Consider the following 17559-nt stretch of genomic DNA (forward strand, 5'->3'; position numbering starts at 1 on the left):
ACACCCCCGTTCGCCCACCCCGTCGTGCGCGCAGCCTACCGAGCGCTCCGGCCCCACGTACCCCGAACAGCGGACCGGCGGGCGGGACCTGTGGTGGCCGGCCGGACCCGGGCGGGACCGGCCGGTCACCGGGGCGGATCAGCGGTCCAGGACCAGACCGACCCGCTGGAACTCCTTCAGGTCGCGGTAGCCGCACTTGGCCATCGCCCGACGCAGCCCGCCGAAGAGGTTGAGCTGGCCGTCCGGCTCGTCGGCCGGGCCGAAGAGCAGCCGCTCCATCGAACCGAGCGACTCGCCGGCCACCTCGAACGCGCCGCGCGGCAGCGACGGGTGGCTGGCCGCCGAGTGCCACCACGCGCCGCCGGCCGGGGCCTGGTCGCAGAGCGACAGCGGCTCGCCGAGCATCACCGCGTCCGCGCCGCAGCCGAGCGCCTTGGCGATGTCGCCGGAGGTCTGGATGTCGCCGTCGGCGATCAGGTGGACGTAGCGTCCGCCCGTCTCGTCGAGGTAGTCGCGGCGGGCCGCGGCGGCGTCGGCGATTGCGGTGGCCATCGGCACCCGGATGCCGAGCACCGACTCGGTGGTCGACCAGTCGTCGCCGCCGATACCGACGATCACCCCGGCCGCCCCGGTCCGCATCAGGTGCAGCGCCGTCTTGTAGTCGGTGCAACCGCCGACGACCACCGGGAGGTCGAGGTCGGCGATGAACTCCTTGAGGTTCAGCGGTTCGTCGGTGGTCGAGACGTGCTCGGCCGAGACGATGGTGCCCTGGATGACCAGGATGTCGACGCCTGCGTCCAGGATCACCGGGGCCAGCGCCAGGGTGTGCTGCGGGGAGACCCGGACGGCCACCGTGCTGCCACCGGCCCGCAGCTCGCGGACCCGCTCGGCGATCAGGTCGGGGCGGATCGGCTCGGCGTAGACCTCCTGGAGCCGCTTGGTCGCGCGGGCGTCCTCGCCCAGACCGGCCAGCTCCTCCAGGATCTTGACCGGGTTCTCGTACCGGGTCCAGAGGCCCTCGACGTTGAGCACGCCGAGGCCGCCGAGCTGGCCGAGCCGCACCGCGGAGGCGGGGCTCATGGTGGCGTCCGACGGGTGACCGACACAGGGGATGTCGAACTGGTAGGCGTCGAGCTGCCAGCCGGTGGAGACGTCGTCGACGTCCCTGGTCCGCCGGCTGGGCACGATGGCGATGTCGTCCAGGTGGTAACCGCGCTGCGCGGTCTTGCCCAGCCCGATCTCGACCACGTCACGCATGAGGGACTCCAGATGGTTGGGGGTGGTGGGTCAGCGGGTGTGGTAGTTGGGCGCCTCGACGGTCATCTGGATGTCGTGCGGGTGGCTCTCCTTGAGCCCGGCCGCGGTGATCCGGATGAGCTGGCCCCGGTGGTGCAGGTCGACGATGTTCTCCGCGCCGGCGTACCCCATCGCCAGCCGCAGCCCGCCGACGAGCTGGTGGGCCACCCGGGACAGCGGCCCCCGGTAGGGCACCTGGCCCTCCACGCCCTCCGGGACCAGCTTGTCGTCGCTGAGCACGTCCTGCTGGAAGTAGCGGTCCTTGCTGTACGACTTGGCCTGGCCCCGGGACTGCATCGCGCCCAGCGACCCCATCCCCCGGTACGCCTTGAACTGCTTACCGTTGACGAAGATCAGCTCGCCGGGGCTCTCCTCGCAGCCGGCCAGCAGGCTGCCGAGCATCACCGTGTCGGCACCGGCCACCAGGGCCTTGGCGATGTCGCCGGAGTACTGGATGCCGCCGTCACCGATCACCGGGACACCGGCCGGGCGGGCCGCGCGGGCCGCCTCCATGATCGCGGTCACCTGCGGCACACCGACCCCGGCCACGATCCGGGTGGTGCAGATGGCACCCGGGCCGACCCCGACCTTCACCCCGTCGGCACCGGCGTCGACCAGGGCCTTCGCCCCGGCGTAGGTGGCCACGTTGCCGCCCACGATGTCGATCGTGACGTCGGCCTTGAGCCGGCGGACCATGTCCAGCACGGCCCGCTGGTGGCCGTGCGCGGTGTCCACGATCAGCACGTCGACGCCCGCGTCGACCAGGGTGCGGGCCCGCTTGTAGGCGTCCTCGCCCACGCCGATGGCGGCGGCGACCCGCAGCCGGCCGGCGTCGTCCTTGGTCGCCTCCGGGTACTGCTCGCTCTTGGTGAAGTCCTTCACGGTGATCAGGCCGCGCAGCCGGCCCGAGTCGTCCACGATCGGCAGCTTCTCGACCTTGTGCTGACGCAGCAGCGCCAGCGCGTCGTCCTTGCTGACCCCCACCGGGGCGGTGACCAGGGGCGTCCGGGTCATGATCGCGTGGACCGGGGTGGTCGGGTCGGAGACGAAGCGCATGTCCCGGTTGGTGACGATGCCGACCAGCTGGCCGTCGCCGTCGACCACCGGGACGCCGGAGATGCGGTAGCGACCGCACAGCTCGTCGACCTCGCGGAGGGTGTCCTCGGGGCTGGCCGTCACCGGGTTGGTGATCATGCCGGACTCGGAGCGCTTGACCAGGTCGACCTGGAGCGCCTGGTCCTCCAGGGAGAGGTTGCGGTGCAGCACGCCGATACCGCCCTGGCGGGCCATGGCGATCGCCATCCGGGCCTCGGTGACGGTGTCCATCGCGCTGGACAGCAGCGGGATGGTCAGCTCGACGTTGCGGGTGAGCCGGGTGCGGGTGTTCACCCGGCTGGGCACCACGTCCGACTCGCCCGGCTGGAGCAGCACGTCGTCGAAGGTCAGACCGAGCGGCACCACCCGGGCCGACCCGGCGGGCAGCTCCGGCAGATGGCCCGCAAACTCGCCGTTGTCGACGCCGGCCGGAAGATCGGTGCTGGGCGAATTCTCCACGATTGCTCCCCTGAGCTGCTCGAACGGGATTCAGCGAGGCGGCGCACGCGGCGACCGGCGCACGCCGGGGTGACGGCGAGTCGTCTCATCGTACCCAGTGACCTGGGCCGCCCTCGTCGGCGACCGGCCGAGGCCGGCGCGGCCCCCGCGACCGCCGGGGGGCGCGTGCCGCGGGCGTTGGGTCTACGGTGAGGGGGTGCACGACGAGCCCATCGACCCGTTCAACGGCGACCCGGCCGATCCGGCTGCGGGGCTGGACGACCCGGGCGACGACGCCCCGCTCGACCCGCTGACCGAGGTCGAGCGGCAGGACGTGCTGGAAGACCTCGCCGACCTGGAGATCTACCAGGCCCTGTTGGCCCCGATCGGGGTCCGTGGCCTGGTCATCGAGTGCGAGGACTGCCGCGAGCCGCACTACTTCGACTGGGACCTGCTCCGGGGCAACCTGCGGCACCTGCTCAGCTCCGGTCGGCCCCGGGTGCACGAGCCCGCCTACGACCCCGACCCCGACCACTACGTCACCTGGGACTACGCGCGGGGCTACGCCGACGGGGTGCACGACACGCTGACCGAGTCCACCGGCGACGAGGCCGACCCGGACGACTGACCCACCGCACCGCGTCCACCGGATTGCATCCACCGGGCCGCGTCCACCGGGCCGTCCGCGAACGGGCCGGTCCGCGGACGGCCGTCCGGTCGGGGCCGGGTCGGTCGCCGGGGCGTTCAGGCCACCAGGCCGGCGCGGAAGCCGGCGGCCACGGCGTGCGCCCGGTCGCGGGCACCGAGCTTGCGGAACAGCCGGCGGGCGTGCGTCTTGACGGTGTCCTCCGAGACGAACAGCTCCCGACCGATCTCGGCGTTGCTCTTGCCCTCGGCCATGCCGAGCAGCACCTGAAGTTCGCGTTCGGTCAGCCCGACGGAGCTGCGGCCGCCACGGGCGCCGGAGGTAGGGCGCGGCAGGGTGCCGGTCGGTGGCGGCTCGGCCGCGCCGGCGTCCGACTCCCCCTCGACCTCGTCGTCCCCGCGCTGCACGGGCACCACCGACGGCGCTCCGGGTGGCCCCTCGGCGGCCGGCGGCGACCAGCCCGATGCCGGCGGTCGACCGGCGGCGGGCCGGGGTGGCGCGCCGACCGCGGCGGTGTCCCGGGCCGGGTCGGCGACCCGGTGCCGGGCGGGCCGGCCGGGCGCGGAGAGCAGCAGCAGGGCCTTGGCCACCGCGCTGGTCAGGTCGTGGTCGGCGCCCTGGATCAGGCCCCGCGCCCCGGCGCTGATGGTGGCCGCCGCCGCCTCCGACTCCTCGGTGCCGAGCAGCAGCACCGAGGCCTGGGGCGCACGGGCCAGCACCCGGCGGACGAAGCCGGCGCTGTCCGGCCGGGTGAGCGCCGTGTCGGCGAGCACCACGTCGGCCGGGCGCTCGGCGAGCCGCAGCATCACCTCGGGATCGGAGACAGCCGTCCGGACGACCGCGGCCAGGCCGAGTCGAGCCGCCGCGTTCGCCAACTGCTGCGCGGCGAGCGGTGTCCGAACGCATACGAGAACGGTACGCACGGTGTTCTCCTCTCCGGACACGAGCAGACCATGACGGGCTCCACCGGGGAGGAGGTTCCCGGCAATCCTCCGAACTTTTCCGACATTTGGGGCATCTGACGCAAGCTGCTCGGCTTTTCGATCTCAACACGTGTGAGTCGGCGAGGGTTCGGGTACCGAGGCTGCACGCCGGAAGCGCGGTACGCCAGCGCGGACCACAGCCCGGACGCCGGTTCAACGAGGATCTCCGCGGTGCCGCGCGGGAGGAGGGGTGCTGATGTCGAACGTACGCAGACTGCCCGGTCCCATCGTCGACCTGTGGGACTGGCAGCGTCTCGGTGCCTGCCGGGGCCGGGACAGCGCCCAGTTCTTCCACCCGGACGGTGAGCGGGGGTCGTCCCGCCTGCGCCGGGAGTCCAGCGCCAAGTCCGTCTGCGGGGGTTGCCCGGTCCGGGCCGAGTGCGCCGCCCACGCCCTGTCCGTCCGCGAGCCGTACGGCGTCTGGGGCGGGCTCAGCGAGTCGGAGCGGCTGCGGCTGCTCGCCCTCGGCTGGGAGGACCTGGCCGACCGCCGGCAGACCCGGGTCGACATCGCCCGGATGGAGGCCCGCCTCGGCGCTCCGCACAAGACCGCCGTGCCGGCCCAGCGCAAGATCGCCTGACCGACCCAGCACACCTCGACGAGGCCGCACTCCGATCTCCGGAGCGCGGCCTCGTCGTTTCCCGGTCATGGTCCGCCGCCGGGCCGACATGCACGAGAAGCGGGGCGGGTCCGGCACAGCCGGACCCGCCCCTTCATGCCACCCGATCCCGCTCCGAGCCGTCGTGCGGCTCACCCGGTGCGGCGTTCGCCGCCGGTCGCGGAGGTCAGGAACAGCGGGGTCGCACCTGCGTCACGCCATCAGCGCTGCAGGGTCAGCAGACCCGGCCGGTACGGCAGGAGGCCGTAGTCACCGCCCGAGTTCGTGGCGCGGCCCTGGTAGAGCAGCTGCAGGTTGCACGGGTCGATCGTGTTGGTCTGGTCCGCGCTGGTGCGCAGCAGCTCGCCGTGGCTGATGTCGTTGGTCCAGGTGGCACCGCTGTTGGCCTTGCCCGCGAACGGGTTGCTGTAGGTCGTCGCGTTCGGCGTCCAGGTGCCGCCCAGGCTGGTCGCCGTGAACGAGCGGAAGTAGCGCTCCCAGGAGCTGGTCCGGGCCTCGATGATCATCAGGTACTGGTTGCGGCCCGCGACCTTGTAGACCTGCGGCGCCTCGAAGATGTTCTCCGAGGTGTCGCTCATGATGGTCGTGTAGTTGGAGCCGAAGCTGCCCGGGAAGTTCCCGATCGGCATGATCTGGCGGTAGATCTTGCCGTTGTCACCGGCGAAGAACAGGTACATGTTCTGGTCGTCGCCGATGATCGTCTGGTCGATCACGCCGGTGCCGGAGTCGGTGATCTTCGCGGTCGACAGGGTCTGCGCGGCCGACCAGCCGTTGGCGTTGGCCGGGTTGGTCGACGTGCGGTACGAGAACGACGTCGGGCCCCACTGGTGGGCCAGGATCCAGATGTTCTTCGGCGCGAAGTAGAACAGCGACGGCGCGACGGTGCTCTGGCTCATGGTGTTCTGGGGCGCCGTGGCGAGCTGGTTGAGGTTGTCGACCAGGCCGAAGTTCATCGAACCCCAGCCGCCGGTGGCGCTGCTGCTGTGGGTGGTGGCGTACACCAGCTGCTTGCCCTGGTAGGGGGCGATGGTGAAGTCCTTGAGCGACGCCCAGCCGGACTTCGGCTGCGCCAGCGGGCCGGTCGACGACCAGCGGTAGGACGTCGGCAGGGCGCAGTTGCCCGTCGGCGGCGGGGTGGTCGGCGGGGGCGTGGTCGGCGGCGGGGTGGTGGGGGGCGGGGTGGTCGGCGGAGGCGTGGTCGGCGGCGGGGTGGTCGGGTTCGGCCCCCCGTTGCAGGCCACCCCGTTGAGCGCGAAGCTCGTCGGGACGGGGTTGCTGGACGTCCACGCGCCGTTGAAGCCGAACGACACCGAGCCGTTGGTCGGGATGGCGCCGTTGTAGCTGACGTTCTTGGCGGTCACCGCCGAACCGCTCTGCGTCACGGTGGCGTTCCATGCCTGCGTCACCGACTGGCCGGAGCCGAAGGACCAGGTCAGCGTCCAGCTGCTCAGCGCGTCGCCCAGGTTGGTGATCGCGACGTTGGCGCCGAAGCCGCCGCCCCACTCCGACGAGACGGTGTAGTTCACCGAACAACCCGCCGCCGCGGCACCCGCCGGCAACGCGGTGACGATCGACGCCGATGCCAGCAACGCGACACCGGCCGAGACCAGGCCGACATTGGCCGATCTGGATCTGGACATAAAACACCCTCCTGATGGGACGGGACGTGCACATTGGTGGTGGTCGTTGTTAGGTGAACGTTAACAGTCGCATCAGCGATGTTACGGGAGCGCTCCCACAGCCTCAACCCTCGATACCACGGAGGATTTTCCATCCATCAACATATTGATCATGCCTGATGACCGACGGATGGTGGGTAATCAGCGGACAGTGACCGTGACCCGGTGCCAGCCGGTCGCCCCGTCCGGAGCCACCGGCGCGGCCAGCACGGTCTGGGTCGCCCCCTCGCGGTCGGTCGCCCGCACCTGGAGGATGTGCTCACCCGGAGTCGCCGCCCAGCGCCACGACCACTGCACCCAGGTGTCCACCGACACCGCCGGGGCGAGGGTCGCCTCCTGCCAGGGGCCGCCGTCCACCCGCACCTCCACCCGGCTGATCCCCCGGTGCTGTGCCCAGGCCACCCCCGCCACCACCACCTCACCCGCGGTCAGCCGGTTGCGCGGACGCGGGGTGTCGATCCTCGACTGCGTCTTCACCGGCCCCTGCGCCGACCAGCCCCGCGGCACCCAGTACGCGTCGAAGTCGGCGAAGCTGGTCAGCTCCAGCTCGGTGACCCACTTGCAGGCCGACACGTACCCGTAGAGGCCGGGCACCACCATCCGCACCGGGAACCCGTGCTCGACCGGCAGCGGCTCGCCGTTCATCCCCACCGCCAGCAGGGCGTCCCGGCCGTCGCGCAGCACCGCCGTCGGGGTGCCGCAGGTCCAGCCGTCGACCGAACGGCCGACCACCTGGTCGGCCCCCTCCTCCGGCTCGGCCTCGTCGAGCAGCGCCCTGATCGGCACCCCCAGCCAGCGGGCATTGCCGATCAGGTCCCCACCCACCTCGTTGGAGACGCAGGCCAGGGTCACGTACCGCTCGACCATCGGCCGGGCCAGCAGCTCGGCGAAGGTCAGCTCGATCGGGTTACGCACCCGACCGTGGATGCGCAACCGCCAGGTCTGCGGGTCGACCTGCGGCACCACCAGCGCCGTGTCGATCCGGTAGAACCCGCCGTTCGGGGTGGTGTAGGGGGCGAGCTGGGCCAGGGACAGGTCCGCGCCGGGCGGCACCGGCGGCGCCGCCACCGCCGGGGTGGGCAGGGCGACCGCCTCCCGGGCCGCCGAGACACCCCGCCGGCCGGCGAGCCAGTGCCCACCCAGCCCCACCACCGTCGCCGTGCCCGCGAGCAGGCCGGCCCCGCGCAGGAACCGCCGCCGGGACTCCGGGTCGGTCGACTCCGACGGCTCCGACCCGACGGGCGGCCCGCCAGCCGGAAGCGACCCGGGGTGGGCGGCCGGTAGCGGGGTGGGCGGCTGCCAGGGCCACGGGTCGAGCTGCCAGGGACCGGCCACGAAGGCCCAGAGCACCAGCCCGCCCAACCCCCCGCCGACCAGGGCGGGGAGCGCGTCGGCGGCATCCGCGCCGGCCCGGGTGAGCGCGGCGGCGGCACCGATGCCGGCGAACGCCGCGATACCGGCCAGCCCGACGGCGAGCCGGCGCGCGGCCAGCACGCCGATCCCGGCGGCGAACGCCGCCAGCAGCACCGCCGTGCCGACCAGCAGGGCGATCTTGTCGTACCGGCCGAAGACGTCGATGGCGAACTGTTTGAGCGGCTCGGGCACCACGTCGACCACCACCCCGCCGACCGCGATCAGCGGCGCGGAACGAGGACCGGTGAGGACGGCGACCGGCTCGGCGACACCGATAGCCACCACGGCGGCGGTGACCCCGGCCAGCGCGGCGAAGCCGCGGGGGGTGCTCATCGGGCAAGTGTCGTCGATCGACCGCCCCGGCCGCCAACCACGTCACCGTTCCGTAAGCAGGTGCCCCGCATACGTCAGGGCGCACCGCCGACGTACGACGGTGCGCCCTGAACCGGATCTGGCGCGGGGTCAGAAACCCGGGCCGTGCTGGTGGCCGTGGCCGTGCCCGTGGCCGTGCCCACCGGCGGCGGCCGGCTCCGGCTGCTCCGGCTTCTCGACCACCAGGCTCTCGGTGGTCAGCAGCAGGCCGGCGATCGACGCGGCGTTGGTGACCGCGTTGCGGGTCACCTTCACCGGGTCGATGATGCCGGACTTCACCAGGTCGACGTACTCGCCCTTGGCGGCGTCGAGGCCGTGGCCCCAGTCCTGGCCGGCGACCTTCTCCACCACCACGTAACCGTCGTGGCCGGCGTTCTGGGCGATCCAGCGCAGCGGCTCGACCAGCGCCTTGCGCACGATCGAGACGCCGACCTTCTCGTCACCGGTCAGGCCGAGGTCGTCGTCGAGCACCGAGCGGATCTGGGCCAGCGCGGCGCCGCCGCCGGGGACCGTACCCTCCTCGACCGCGGCCTTGGTCGCGGCGATCGCGTCCTCGATGCGGTGCTTGCGCTCCTTCATCTCGACCTCGGTCGCCGCGCCGGCCTTGATGACCGCGATGCCACCGGAGAGCTTGGCCAGCCGCTCGGCCAGCTTCTCCCGGTCCCAGTCGGAGTCGGACGCCTCGATCTCCTTGCGGATCTGGGCGACCCGGTCGGTGACCTCGGCGGACTTGCCGCCGCCGTCGACGACGGTGGTGTTCTCCTTGTCGACCACGACCCGCCGGGCGGTGCCGAGCGCCTCCAGGCCCACCTGGTCGAGCCGGTAGCCCAGCTCCGGGGCGACCAGCTCGGCTCCGGTCAGGATCGCCATGTCCTGGAGCATCGCCTTGCGCCGGTCGCCGAAGCCGGGGGCCTTGACCGCGCAGACCTTGATGGTCTTGCGGAGCGCGTTGACCACCAGGGTGGACAGCGCCTGGCCCTCGACGTCCTCGGCGACGATCAGCAGCGGCTTGCTGTTCTGGAGGACCTTCTCCAGCAGCGGCAGCAGCTCCTCGATCGCCGAGATCTTCTGCGTGGTGATGAGGATGTACGGGTCGTCCAGCACCGACTCCTGCGACTCCGCGTCGGTGACGAAGTTCGGCGAGATGAAGCCCTTGTCGAACTGGAGACCCTCGGTCACCTCCAGCTCGGTGGTGAGGGTGGAGCCCTCCTCGACGGTGATGACACCGTCACGGCCGACCTTCTCCATCGCCTCGGCGATCAGCTCGCCGATGGTGGCGTCCTGCGCGGAGATCGTCGCGACGTGCGCGATCGACTCCTTGTCGGCCACCTCCACGGCCCGGCCGAGCAGCGCCTCGGAGACCTTGGTGGCCGCCGCGTCGACGCCCCGCTTGAGGCCGGTCGGGTTGGCCCCGGCGGCCACGTTGCGCAGGCCCTCGCGGACCATGGCCTGGGCCAGCACGGTCGCGGTGGTGGTCCCGTCGCCGGCGACGTCGTTGGTCTTCGTCGCCACCTCCTTGACCAGCTGCGCGCCGAGGTTCTCGTACGGGTTGGTGAGCTCGATCTCCTTGGCGATGGTCACACCATCGTTGGTGATCGTGGGCGCACCGAATTTCTTGTCCAGGACGACGTTGCGCCCGCGCGGGCCGAGGGTGACCTTGACCGCGTCCGCGAGGGCGTTGACACCGTGCTCCAGCAGGTGCCGGGCGTCGTCCGAGAAGCTCAGGATCTTCGCCATGAATGTCCCTTCGAAGCGACGTCGCCCCGGCCCGGCGAGCCGGACCGGGGCGACGACACTGGAATCGGTTGGTTACTTCTCGATGACCGCGAGAACGTCGCGGGCGGAGAGCACCAGGTACTCCTCGCCGGCGTACTTGATCTCGGTGCCGCCGTACTTCGAGTAGAGAACGGTGTCGCCGACCTTGACGTCGAGCGGCACGCGGTTGCCCTTGTCGTCGATCCGGCCGGGGCCGACGGCGAGGACGGTGCCCTCCTGCGGCTTCTCCTTGGCGGTGTCGGGGATCACGATGCCCGACGCCGTGGTGGTCTCAGCCTCGTTCGCCTGGACCACGATGCGGTCCTCGAGCGGCTTGATCGCAACCTTGGTCGCGGTAGTCACGGGCATACCCTCCTGGGGTACTTGGTTTCGTTGCCGGCCGAGAGTCCGACCAGCGTCAATTGCCACATGCCACCGGGCGGGGCCGTCGTCGCGGGTGCCGGTCCGCCTGGCGTTCAGCACCCGGACCGGATGGCCCGGACGCTGGCACCCTCGGGGTGAGAGTGCTAATCGCAGGTTATTCCTCGGCTAGCACTCCGTCAAGGAGAGTGCCAACGAGACACCTCCCCGTGTCGCCCCGGTCCGGCACCGGAGCGGACAATGGGCGGGTGGATCTGGACCAGTTCGCCGCCCTGCGTACCCCCGAGGGGTCGGCCGTGCTCGCTGCGGCGACCGAGGTGGCCGGCGGCGACCCGCTGGTCGCGGCGGCGGCGCTGCGCTCGCGCGGGGTGCCGGCCGGGCTGGCCGCCGCCGCGCTGACCCAGGCCGAGCTGCGCCGCCGGGCGGTCGGCAAGTTCGGTCCGGAGGCCGCCGGGATGTTCCTCACCCGCCCCGGCCTGGAGCAGGCCACCCGCCGCGTGGTCGCCGACCGGCGGGCCGCCCGGCTCGCCGCCGCCGGGGTGCACACCCTCGCCGACCTGGGCTGCGGCCTCGGCGCCGACGCACTCGCCGCCGCCCGCGCCGGAATCCGGGTGTACGGGGTGGAGGCCGACCCGGTCACCGCCGCGCTGGCCGCCGCGAACGCCGAGGCGGCCGGGCTGGCCGCGATGTTCACCGTGGAGTGCGGCGACGCGACCGCGTTCGACGTGACCCGGGTCGACGCGGTCTTCTGCGACCCGGCCCGCCGGCGGGCCGGCACCGGACGACGGATCTTCGACCCGGACGCCTACTCGCCATCGTGGGACTTCGTCACCGGGCTGGCCGGGCGGGTGCCGCACACGGTGGTCAAGGTGGCCCCCGGCCTCGACCACGCGCGGATCCCGGCCGGGACCGAAGCGGAGTGGGTCAGCGTCGACGGCGACCTGGTCGAGGCGGCCCTCTGGGGTGGCCCGCTCGCCGGGGTGCCCCGCCGGGCGACCGTGCTGCGGTCGGAGCGGCCCGCCGCCCGGCAGCGCGCGTCGGACGGCCCGGGCGAACCGGCGACGCGCAGCCTCCAGGTGACCGGCGCGGGCGACGCGGAGGCGACGGTCGGACCGGTGCGCCGCTACCTCTACGACCCGGATCCGGCGGTGGTCCGGGCGCACCTGGTCGCCGAGCTGGCCGGCACGCTGGACGCGACCCTGGCCGACCCGAGCATCGCCTACCTGTACGCCGACACCCCGCGGCCGACCCCGTTCGGCCGCTGCCTGGAGATCGTCGACGTGCTGCCGTTCTCGCTGAAGCGGCTGCGGGCGCTGCTGCGGGAGCGGCGGATCGGCCGGGTGGAGATCCTCAAGCGGGGCTCGGCGCTGGTGCCCGAACAGCTGCGCCGGGACCTCAGGCTGGCCGGGGAGAACCCGGCCAGCCTGGTGCTGACCCGGGTGGCCGGGGCGCCGACGGTGCTGATCGGCAGACCGGTCGCGGATGCGGGCGCGGGCGTCGATGCGGCTGCGCGAGTGGGCGTGGACGCGGGTGCCGGCGTGGACGCGGGTGCCGGAGCGGGCGTGGACGCGGGCGTGGACGCGGGTGCGGATGCGGGTGCGCCCGGCTAGCGTGACCGGCATGGCGGGACGGGCCACCGCGGCGACGGCGCTGCTGACCAAACGGAAGATCGCGCACCGCACCCATCCGTACGACGTCTCACCGGACGCGCCCGACTACGGCGCACTGGTCGCGGCGGCGCTCGGGGTGCCGCCGGAGCGGGTGTTCAAGACGCTGGTCGTCGAGGTGGACGGGGCGCTGGCGGTGGCGGTCGTCCCGGTCACCGGCGAGCTGGACCTCAAGGCGCTGGCGGCGGCGCTGGGCGGCAAGCGGGCCGCGCTGGCCGACCGGGCCGTGGCCGAGCGGAGCACCGGATACGTGCGGGGTGGGATCAGCCCGCTCGGTCAGCGACGCCGGTTGCCGACGGTGGTGGACGTCTCCGCGCTGGCCCACGGGACCGTCTACGTCTCGGCCGGTCGCCGGGGGTTGCAGCTCGAACTCGCCCCGGCCGACCTGGTCGCCCTGAGCGGGGCCGGCACCGCGCGGATCGCCGCCGGCTGACCGGGCCGGCGACAGCGGTCGCAGACCGGACACGGAGCGTGATTACCGGACGGGTGTCCCGGAGGTGACAACCGCGTTGCTGAATTGTTACCGCCGCCAACAAACTTCTGACCTCGGCACCCTTGCGCCCGGGATGTGAGCGGGAATACGTTGCCGGACACAACAAAACACCGACCACTCCTTCCCCCACCCTCGAAAGGACCCGTGCAGACATGCGCAAGGGCTTCCTCACCTTCGCCGCCGTCGGCCTGCTGGCCACCGGCAGCATGGCCGCCTGTGGCGACGACTCCAAGAGCAACGAGGCCGGCGGCAGCACCGACAAGAAGCCGAAGATCGGCGTGATCCTGCCGGACAGCAAGTCCTCCGCCCGCTGGGAGACCGCTGACCGCAGGTTCCTCAAGGAGGCGTTCGACGCCGCCGGTGTCGAATCGGACATCCAGAACGCCCAGAACGACAAGAACGCCTTCCAGACCATCGCCGACCAGATGATCACCGGTGGGGTCACCACCCTGATGATCGTCAACCTGGACTCCGGCACCGGCAAGGCCGTGCTGGACAAGGCGAAGTCGCAGGGTGTCGCGACGATCGACTACGACCGGCTCACCCTGGGCGGCTCGGCCCAGTACTACGTCAGCTTCGACAACGAGGCCGTCGGCAAGCTCCAGGGCGAGGGCCTGGCGAAGTGCCTGACCGAGAAGGGCGTCAAGAACCCGACGGTCGCCTACCTCAACGGCTCGCCGACCGACAACAACGCCACCCTGTTCAAGAACGGCTACGACTCGGTGCTCAAGCCGAAGTTCGAGTCGAAGGAGTACACCAAGGGCCCGGACCAGTCGGTGCCGGACTGGGACCCGGCGCAGGGTGCCACGATCTTCGAGCAGATGCTCACCCAGACCGGCGGCAAGATCGACGGTGTGCTCTCCGCCAACGACGGCCTCGGCAACGCGGCCATCTCGGTGCTGAAGAAGAACAAGCTCAACGGCAAGGTCCCGGTGACCGGCCAGGACGCCGACGTGACCGGCCTGCAGAACATCCTCGCCGGTGACCAGTGCATGACCGTCTACAAGGCCGTCAAGAAGGAGGCCGACGCGGCCGCCGAGCTGGCCATCGCGGTGGCGAAGGGCGAGCGCAAGGAGACCGGTCAGACGGTCAAGGACCCGGAGAGCGGCCGGGACGTCCCGTCCGTCCTGCTGGAGCCGAAGGCGATCGACAAGTCGACCGTCAAGGACGTGGTGGCCGACGGCTACGTCGACAAGGCCAAGCTCTGCACCGGCGCGTACGCCGCGCTCTGCACCGCTAACGGCATCAGCTGACCCGTACGACGAGCGTCGTACCCCGTCGACGCGACGCCGCCCGGCACGGAACCTCGTGCCGGGCGGCGCTCGCCGCCGGACGGGCTCCGAGACCTTCCCTCCGTCCGAAGGAGACCCCCGTGTCCGCGACCCCCCTGCTGGAACTGCGCGGGATCGACAAGAGCTTCGGTCCCGTCCAGGTCCTGCGCGACGTCGCCCTCGCCGCCCACGCCGGAGAGGTGACCGCACTGGTCGGCGACAACGGCGCCGGCAAGTCCACCCTGGTCAAGTGCATCAGTGGCATCTATCCGGCCGACGCCGGCGAGTTCCTCTTCGACGGCCGCCCGGTGAGCATCAACAGCCCCCGGGACGCCGCCACGCTCGGCATCGAGGTCGTCTACCAGGACCTCGCGCTCTGCGACAACCTCGACATCGTGCAGAACATGTTCCTCGGCCGGGAGAAGCACAGCGGGCTGGTGCTCGACGAGCCGACCATGGAGCAGATGGCGGCGGAGACCCTGGCCGGGCTCTCCGTACGGACGGTGAAGTCGCTGCGCCAGCACGTATCCAGCCTCTCCGGCGGCCAGCGGCAGACCGTCGCCATCGCCAAGGCGGTGCTCTGGAACAGCAAGCTGGTCATCCTCGACGAGCCGACCGCCGCGCTGGGCGTGGCCCAGACCGCCCAGGTCCTCGAACTGGTCCGCCGGCTGGCCGACAACGGCCTGGCCGTGGTCCTGATCTCGCACAACATGAACGACGTCTTCGCGGTCTCCGACCGGATCGCCGCGCTCTACCTCGGCCAGATGGTGGCCCAGGTGAAGACCACCGACATCACCCACTCGCAGGTCGTCGAGCTGATCACCGCCGGCCGCTCCGGCAACCTCGGCCTCACCGGCGAGCCGGTCACCGCCGGTAACGGCACCGGCGCGGCCCCCGCCGACACCACTCCAGGAGGCGTTCGATGACCACCACCGCCGTGCGCAAGGAAGGCCCGGCGGCGGTCACGCCGTCGCCGACCGTCGGCAGCCACCTCCGCGGCTACTGGGGCCGGGTACGCGGCGGCGACATCGGCGCGCTGCCCGCCGTACTCGGACTGATCGTGCTCTGCACGGTCTTCTCGGTCATGCGGCCGTCGTTCCTCACCGCCGGCAACTTCGCCAACCTGTTCACCCAGGGCGCGGCGGTCACCCTGATCGCCATGGGGCTGGTCTTCGTCCTGCTGCTCGGCGAGATCGACCTCTCGGCCGGCTTCGCCAGCGGGGTCTGCGCGGCCGTCCTGGCCAACGTCGCCACCAAGGCCGGCTACCCCTGGTACGTGGCGGTGCTCGCCGCGATCCTCACCGGTGTGGTCATCGGCACCGTGCTCGGCTTCCTGGTCGCCAAGATCGGCATCCCGTCCTTCGTGGTCACCCTGGCCGGGTTCCTCGCCTTCCAGGGCATCGTGCTGATGCTGATCAGCGGAGGCTCCAACATCCCGGTCAACGACGAGGTGCTGGTGGCCATCGCCAACCGCAACCTCCCGCCCACCCTCGGCTGGGCGCTGGCCGCCATCGCGATCGGCGGGTACGCGGCCGTGCAGCTGCTGCGGCACCGCAAGCGGCTGGCCCGGGGCCTCACCGCCGACCCGATGGCGGTGGTGCTCGCCCGGATCGGCGGGCTGACCCTGATCCTCGGCATCGCGGTCTACATCCTCAACCAGGAGCGCAGCCGCAACGTCCTGATCAACTCGCTCAAGGGCGTGCCGATCGTGGTGCCGGTCATCGCGGTGCTGCTGATCGTCTGGACCTTCGTGCTCCAGCGCACCAGCTACGGCCGGCACGTCTACGCCGTCGGCGGCAACAAGGAGGCCGCCCGCCGGGCCGGCATCAACGTCGACCGGATCCGGATCTCGGTCTTCGTGATCTGCTCGTCCATGGCGGCCATCGGCGGCATCGTCGCGGCGAGCCGGGCCAACTCGGTGGACCCGAACACCGGCGGCAGCAACGTGCTGCTCTACGCCGTCGGCGCGGCGGTGATCGGCGGCACCAGCCTCTTCGGCGGCAAGGGCCGGGTCCTCGACGCCGTACTCGGTGGTGCGGTGGTCGCCGTCATCGACAACGGGATGGGCCTGATGGGTTACAGCGCCGGGGTGAAGTACGTGGTCACCGGCGTGGTGCTGCTCCTCGCCGCCAGCGTGGACGCGCTGTCGCGCCGCCGGGCCGCCGCCTCCGGCACCCGCTGATCCGCGGACGCCACCGGCGGGACATGGGGTGCCAGCGACGATGCGGGTAGGACCGAGCCAGGACGAGATCCGGCGGCAGAACCTCGGGGCGCTGCTCCGGCACGTCCACGTGCACGGCGCCACCTCCCGCGCGGAACTCACCACCGCCCTCGGGCTCAACCGCAGCACCATCGGCGCGCTCACCGCCGACCTGGCCGGCGCCGGGCTGGTCAGCGAGGGGACACCGAAGGAGACCGGCCGGGCCGGACGACCGTCGCTGGTCGTCCGGCCCGAGTCGGCCCGGGTCTACGCGTACGCGTACTCGATCGAGGTGGACCGGCTGCGGGCCGCGCGGGTCGGACTCGGCGGCGAGGTGCTCGACCGCCGTGAGCTGGACCGGCCGCGCGACCTGGACGCTGCGGAGACCACCCCGATGCTGGCGGGCGCGCTCAAGCAGATGCGGGAACGGGTGCCCGCCGGGTCCATCTGCGTCGGCGCCGGCGTCGCCGTCTGCGGCATGGTCCGCAAGGCCGACGGGCTGGTCCGGCTCGGCCCCACCACCGGATGGGTGGACGAGCCGATCGGCGCGGCGCTCGCCGCCGAGGTGGGCGTGGAGTTGCCGGTCACCGTCGGCAACGTGGCCGACGTCGCCGCCTTCGCCGAACACGCCCGGGGTGTCGCCGCCGGCTGCGACAACGTCATCTACCTCTACGGGGACGTCGGCGTCGGTGCCGGCATCATCGCCGGGGGCCGGCGGCTGACCGGTCACGGCGGGTACGGCGGCGAGGTCGGGCACATGGTGGTGGTGCGCGACGGAACCCCCTGCGAGTGCGGCTCGCGGGGCTGCTGGGAAACCCAGATCGGCGAGTACGGGCTGCTCCGGGCCGCCGGCCGGTCCGACGCCCGGGGCCGCGAGGCGCTGCTGGCCGTCTTCGACGCCGCCGACCGGGGCGACGCCCGCGCCCAGACCGCGGTACGACACGCCGGGGACTGGCTCGGCTTCGGGGTGGCGAACCTGGTCAACATCTTCAACCCCGAGATGGTCATCTTCGGCGGCACCATGCGGGACCTCTACCTGGCCGCCGCCGCCCAGGTCCGCAGCCGGCTCAACGAGACCGGGCTGCCCGCCTGCCTGGAACACGTCCGGCTGCGCACCCCCAAGCTCGGTGACGACGCGGCGCTGATCGGCGCGGCCGAACTCGCCTTCGAACGGCTCCTCGCCGACCCCCTCGACGTGGGCTGAGCTGCCGCCGCGCGGCGTCCCGCCGGCCTTCCCCGCCGCCCTGGTCC

Annotated in this window: 14 protein-coding genes and 1 pseudogene; 8 read left to right on the forward strand and 7 right to left on the reverse strand. The window is 72.2% G+C overall.

Annotated elements, in window-relative coordinates; translation table 11 throughout:
- Positions 1-138: 138 nt before the first annotated feature.
- Positions 139-1257 (reverse strand): GuaB3 family IMP dehydrogenase-related protein, encoded by a 1119-nt coding sequence (locus tag O7625_RS02860; protein ID WP_282344124.1) that lies wholly within the window; start codon positions 1255-1257, stop codon positions 139-141.
- A 30-nt stretch (positions 1258-1287) separates the two neighbouring features.
- Positions 1288-2850, reverse strand: coding sequence for an IMP dehydrogenase (gene guaB, locus O7625_RS02865; RefSeq protein ID WP_067309723.1), 1563 nt, complete (start codon positions 2848-2850; stop codon positions 1288-1290).
- A 196-nt stretch (positions 2851-3046) separates the two neighbouring features.
- On the opposite strand from guaB, the gene O7625_RS02870 reads away from it, so the two are divergent.
- On the forward strand, positions 3047-3457 hold the full coding sequence (locus O7625_RS02870; protein WP_067309774.1) for a DUF5319 domain-containing protein: 411 nt from the start codon (positions 3047-3049) through the stop codon (positions 3455-3457).
- Between the two features lie 116 nt (positions 3458-3573).
- Here the strand turns inward: O7625_RS02870 and O7625_RS02875 are convergent, their stop codons facing one another.
- Complete coding sequence (locus tag O7625_RS02875) at positions 3574-4398, reverse strand: helix-turn-helix transcriptional regulator (protein WP_282344127.1); 825 nt, start codon at positions 4396-4398, stop codon at positions 3574-3576.
- Positions 4399-4654: 256 nt separating this feature from the next.
- On the opposite strand from O7625_RS02875, the gene O7625_RS02880 reads away from it, so the two are divergent.
- Entirely contained in the window at positions 4655-5038 is a 384-nt protein-coding gene (locus tag O7625_RS02880; RefSeq protein ID WP_067315890.1) for a WhiB family transcriptional regulator, read from the forward strand.
- Positions 5039-5277: 239 nt separating this feature from the next.
- On the opposite strand, the gene O7625_RS02885 is transcribed toward O7625_RS02880, so the two are convergent.
- From O7625_RS02885 to groES, 4 genes are all read right to left on the reverse strand, one after another.
- Positions 5278-6717: a non-reducing end alpha-L-arabinofuranosidase family hydrolase gene (locus O7625_RS02885; protein ID WP_282344129.1), complete on the reverse strand. Its 1440-nt coding sequence runs from the start codon at positions 6715-6717 to the stop codon at positions 5278-5280.
- A gap of 180 nt (positions 6718-6897) precedes the next feature.
- Positions 6898-8502 (reverse strand): molybdopterin-dependent oxidoreductase, encoded by a 1605-nt coding sequence (locus O7625_RS02890; protein WP_282344131.1) that lies wholly within the window; start codon positions 8500-8502, stop codon positions 6898-6900.
- A 129-nt stretch (positions 8503-8631) separates the two neighbouring features.
- Positions 8632-10278 (reverse strand): chaperonin GroEL, encoded by a 1647-nt coding sequence (gene groL / locus O7625_RS02895; protein WP_282344133.1) that lies wholly within the window; start codon positions 10276-10278, stop codon positions 8632-8634.
- Positions 10279-10350: 72 nt separating this feature from the next.
- Positions 10351-10665 carry a co-chaperone GroES gene (gene groES, locus O7625_RS02900; RefSeq protein WP_084261531.1) on the reverse strand — a complete coding sequence of 105 codons (315 nt, stop codon included), beginning with the start codon at positions 10663-10665 and terminating at the stop codon, positions 10351-10353.
- A 260-nt stretch (positions 10666-10925) separates the two neighbouring features.
- On the opposite strand from groES, the pseudogene O7625_RS02905 reads away from it, so the two are divergent.
- The 6 genes and pseudogenes from O7625_RS02905 to O7625_RS02930 all read left to right on the forward strand — a co-directional run.
- Positions 10926-12152 (forward strand): annotated as a pseudogene (locus O7625_RS02905) (methyltransferase domain-containing protein); the annotation flags it as partial.
- Positions 12153-12297: 145 nt separating this feature from the next.
- Complete coding sequence (gene ybaK / locus O7625_RS02910; protein ID WP_067313455.1) at positions 12298-12777, forward strand: Cys-tRNA(Pro) deacylase; 480 nt, start codon at positions 12298-12300, stop codon at positions 12775-12777.
- Positions 12778-12989: 212 nt separating this feature from the next.
- The gene (locus O7625_RS02915) at positions 12990-14090 is read left to right on the forward strand and encodes a substrate-binding domain-containing protein (protein WP_067313446.1); all 1101 of its coding nucleotides are present in this window, start codon (positions 12990-12992) and stop codon (positions 14088-14090) included.
- Between the two features lie 119 nt (positions 14091-14209).
- Positions 14210-15034 (forward strand): ATP-binding cassette domain-containing protein, encoded by an 825-nt coding sequence (locus O7625_RS02920; protein ID WP_067313444.1) that lies wholly within the window; start codon positions 14210-14212, stop codon positions 15032-15034.
- Complete coding sequence (locus O7625_RS02925) at positions 15031-16290, forward strand: ABC transporter permease (RefSeq protein ID WP_282344140.1); 1260 nt, start codon at positions 15031-15033, stop codon at positions 16288-16290. Before O7625_RS02920 ends, O7625_RS02925 begins: the two co-directional genes overlap by 4 nt.
- A gap of 40 nt (positions 16291-16330) precedes the next feature.
- A complete protein-coding gene (locus O7625_RS02930) occupies positions 16331-17512 on the forward strand; it encodes an ROK family protein (RefSeq protein ID WP_067313439.1) in 1182 nt (393 codons plus the stop codon).
- Positions 17513-17559: the final 47 nt, after the last annotated feature.

This window comes from Micromonospora sp. WMMD714 (assembly GCF_029581315.1).
Lineage (GTDB): Bacteria > Actinomycetota > Actinomycetes > Mycobacteriales > Micromonosporaceae > Micromonospora > Micromonospora rifamycinica.